Here is a 2,354-nt window from a genome sequence, read left to right on the forward strand (position 1 = left end):
GTAAGCGTCCGGTAATCCCCACATTCAAAACCTGACATAGCTACTGCATGGTGTTCTTCCACAAAGGAGAACACCCATGCGATATCAACGACGAGATGTAAACACCTGGCTGGCACTTTTCGAACGTCAGGAACAAAGCGGATTATCAGCGGTGGCGTTCTGCCGTCAGCATCAGATAAACATTCAGACTTTTTACGCCAGACGCAGTGATATCCGGCTTCAGCGAACCAGCAATAAGTTTGTTCATGTTAAGCGCGAAGTCACCACGTTTGAATCCCGCATTGAAGATGACACTCAGTCCCTTTCGCTCGAATGTGCGGCTTCGACATTGCGGTTACCGACCAATGTCAGCCCGCAGTGGTTAGCCAGCCTGATGAAGGCGCTGAACGAATGAGGATGTTCGTTGAGCCTTCTGACATTTATCTGTACCTGGGTAATGTCGACTTCCGTAAATCCATCAACGGCCTGATTGTGGTGGTGGAACAGCAGATGGCATTAAATCCGTTTCGGGATGCGCTGTTTGTCTTCTGTAATAAAAAGCGGGATAAGTTGAAGGTGCTGTACTGGGATAAAACCGGGTTTGCCCTGTGGTATAAGCGCTTGGAGAAGCATCGCTTCAAATGGCCGTCAGACACTGAATTACAGCACATGCACCTGAGTGAGCAGCAGTTGCAGTGGCTGTTGTCGGGCTTTGATGTGATAGGCCATTCGCCATTGAATTACAAGGCTTCCGGCTTATAACCGGTGATCATAAACAGCATTTATCGATCACGAAATAGTCTGAATAATATCGGGCAATCAATACGTTATTGCGTGATAATTATGTCATGAATATTGATATCGAGAATTTACCAGACGACCCGGCGACATTGAAAAAAATGTTGTCGCAGGTAATGGCGCGTTATCAATATCTGGAAGAGCAGTTCCGCATCGCACAGCAAAAACAGTTTGGCAAAAGCACCGAGGGCCACCCTGGTCAGGGTGAACTGTTTAATGAGGCGGAAGAACTGGCTGCCGATGTTGAAACGCCAGAACTGGAAACCATCAGCTATACGCGCAATAAACCTAAGCGTAAACCACTGCCTGAAGACTTGCCGCGTGAAGTCATCGTCCACGATATCCTTGATGAAGATAAAGTCTGTGATTGCTGCGCTGGCACGCTGCACTGCATCGGCGAAGATAAATCTGAGAAGCTTCAGTTCATTCCGGCTCAGGTAAAAGTGATTGAGCATGTACGTCCGAAGTATGCGTGCCGTACTTGCGAAAAAGAAGGTATCAGCAATACGGTTAAACAAGCGCCGGTACCACATAGCGTTATCCCCAAAGGCTATGCAACACCCAGCTTGTTAAGCCAGATTGTCACCTGCAAATATCAGTATGGTCTGCCACTTTACCGGCAGGAAGCCATGTTCAAACAGCACGGCATTGAACTCAGCCGCAAAACCATGGCTGACTGGATAATCCGTTGTGCTGAGTTATTTAAGCCGCTTTATGACCAGCTTCATCAACATCTTCTACAGCAACCGGTTATCCAGGCGGATGAAACCACACTGAAGGTTGTCGATTCTGACAAAGCGACCAGTTATATGTGGCTGTATGCAACCGGAGCGGACTCACCGCAAGCGACCATCACCGGTTCGGCGATACCCAACATCGTGCTGTACGATTATCACAATAGCCGTGCCGGGCGATGTGCCGTGGACTTCCTCGACGGTTATGATGGTTATCTGCAAGTGGATGGCTATCAGGGCTACGAACAAACGCAGGCCACCTTAGTCGGCTGCTGGGCTCATGCGAGACGCAAGTTCATGGAAGCGAAAAAAGGCGCTGGCAGTAAAGGCAGTGGCAAAGCCGATTGGGCACTGAACCACATACAGAAGCTCTACCGTGTCGAGACGCAGTTAAAAGAAGAAACCGCAGCAACCCGCTATGCGCAGCGGCAGGAAAAAAGCCTGCCGCTGCTTAATCAGCTTAAAACCTGGCTGACAAAATCAGCCCAACAAGTGTTACCGAAAACAAAACTCGGCGAGGCAATACAGTACTGCCTGAATCAATGGCATAAGCTGATGCGTTACACACTCGATGGCCATCTCGCCATCGACAATAACCGCGCAGAGCGAGCCATCAAACCGTTCGTCATCGGCCGAAAAAACTGGCTGTTCAGCCAAACCTCCACCGGCGCCAATGCCAGCGCCATCCTCTACAGCATTATCGAAACGGCGAAAGCCAACGACCTCAACGTCTTCGAGTATGTCACGGACTGCCTGGAGCAACTCAGCAGACCCGAAGCCGATATCGAGCGGCTACTACCATGGCAGTTTGCTAAACAATAGGTGGGATTACCGGACGCTTAC

At 49.7% G+C, this 2,354-nt stretch carries 3 protein-coding genes; all 3 read left to right on the top strand.

Translation table 11 applies throughout. The annotated features are described in order from the left end of the window. Positions 1-76: 76 nt before the first annotated feature. The 3 genes from tnpA to tnpC all read left to right on the top strand — a co-directional run bounded on the left by tnpA (position 77) and on the right by tnpC (position 2,333). Positions 77-394, top strand: coding sequence for an IS66 family insertion sequence element accessory protein TnpA (tnpA, locus tag HHX48_RS18545; RefSeq protein ID WP_191026736.1), 318 nt, complete (start codon positions 77-79; stop codon positions 392-394). Further along, positions 391-741: an IS66 family insertion sequence element accessory protein TnpB gene (tnpB, locus tag HHX48_RS18550; RefSeq protein ID WP_191026737.1), complete on the top strand. Its 351-nt coding sequence runs from the start codon at positions 391-393 to the stop codon at positions 739-741. Before tnpA ends, tnpB begins: the two co-directional genes overlap by 4 nt. A gap of 86 nt (positions 742-827) precedes the next feature. Beyond that, positions 828-2,333 (top strand): IS66 family transposase, encoded by a 1,506-nt coding sequence (gene tnpC / locus HHX48_RS18555; protein WP_191026738.1) that lies wholly within the window; start codon positions 828-830, stop codon positions 2,331-2,333. The last annotated feature ends 21 nt before the right edge of the window (positions 2,334-2,354 follow it).

The sequence above is a fragment of the Salinimonas profundi genome, from assembly GCF_014750655.1.
GTDB lineage: Bacteria > Pseudomonadota > Gammaproteobacteria > Enterobacterales > Alteromonadaceae > Alteromonas > Alteromonas profundi_A.